We start from the raw sequence: 1,518 nt of genomic DNA on the forward strand, positions 1-1,518 counted from the left end.
TATCCTTATTCGTATATTCACCCCGCAGGTTCTTGCCGTATTCCAGGGCATTCTTCTTGTATTGTTTCAGATCATCCCCCGGTGCAATCTCATTGCCTGTTATTTCCACAGGTCTGGCATTATACAGTTTTTTTATGCGTGCGGCCTTTTCCCAATCTCCGAACCATGCCTTGAAGGCTCCGGTTCTGACCTGTACCCACTGCCTTTCATTCAAATTTGTGGGCTGTCCGTTCGGAGCCTGCATATAACATCCTGCCGCCTTGCTGCGCGCTATGATATCCTGTTCTTCATTTGTGAAAACATTTTCAGATGTATTTTCCATCAGCTTAACTATCGGTTAGTACGACAATATGATTTATCCGGAAAGAAAAACTTGTTTACTTATTTACTTCAAATAAAATTAAAGTAAATAAGTAAACAAGTAATACTATTAGATTACGAACTCAACTTCTACATATCGGCACTGGCCTGCCGGCTCATCCGGTTGGTCGTACCTATAGCTTTGAGCGTATATCCCACCGGCGTTTTCGAAAGCATCAACGCACGGCTTTTTGTCGCGGCCTTCCGGGTGGTGGAACCGGCGGAAGAACTTATACTCTTGCCTTTGAGCAGGGCATTCCATTCCGTAGCCTGCATATTCTCCACCTTGACACCTTCCTTGCGCAAATCCTTGATGATGTTTTCCATATCGTACCCTTTCTTTCCGGAAGTTGACGACTCACTGAATTGCCCGACGGCTTTAGCAAGCTGTCTGTCCCTATTTGCCCCGGCACTCCGAAGCGCGGACTGACGGGAACCGGCATCTTCTTTCTGCCGGATCTCCCGGACGGCTTTGTCATATTCCATATTGATGTCCTTTATCTCCCCGTCCAGTTTTTCGGTGGCGGCCTTTACGGTTTTGGCGGACGGCTTTTGCGTCTCCCTGCTTTTCTTCCCGGCAGAAGCGTTTTCATTTGCATCGGCATTGTCCTTGTCCTTCGATGTTGCAGTTCCTGCTTCTGTTTCCGTTTCGTTTTTTATCTCAGCAACACCTTCCAGTTTGACACCGTACATCTCCTCTGCCTGTCTTTTCACCTCTTCCGAAGGATGCCGGATGAGCTGTGCGGCTTTTTTGTCAGTATGCAGAACAAAAAGCTGTACTTTCTCCGCCGGTTCTTCAATGAACCGGACATTACCGGGATTCTCCCTGACTGCAGCAAACTGCATGATTTCCGAAGGTGCGGATACATAACCGATATTTTCTCCCCTGGCTTGTACTGCGGCCAGCTGTACTGTCTCGGAAGGGGATTTGATATACCGGAATACTCCCGGATCTCCTTGTACGGCCATATGTTGTACTTTCTTTGTCGGCTCTTCAATATACCGGATATACTCCGGAGCTTTCTGTACGGCCGCCAATTGTACCTTCTCTGCAGGTTCCTTGATGGAAGCGATGTATTGAGGATTTCTCAATACGGCCATTAACTGTACTTTTTCCGCAGGCTTTTTTATCAGGGAGATGCATTCCGGTTTTCTTTC

The 1,518-nt window shown here is 47.3% G+C and carries 1 protein-coding gene and 1 pseudogene; both read right to left on the reverse strand.

The window, feature by feature from the left end; translation table 11 throughout:
- Positions 1-322 (reverse strand): annotated as a pseudogene (locus AB5903_RS22430) (hypothetical protein); the annotation flags it as partial.
- 128 nt (positions 323-450) lie between these two features.
- A partial coding sequence (locus AB5903_RS22435) for a hypothetical protein (protein WP_368118319.1) occupies positions 451-1,518 on the reverse strand: 1,068 nt, incomplete at its 5' end.

It is taken from the genome of Bacteroides sp. 2201st1_D9_2201SCRN_220225 (assembly GCF_040928965.1).
GTDB lineage: Bacteria > Bacteroidota > Bacteroidia > Bacteroidales > Bacteroidaceae > Bacteroides > Bacteroides stercoris.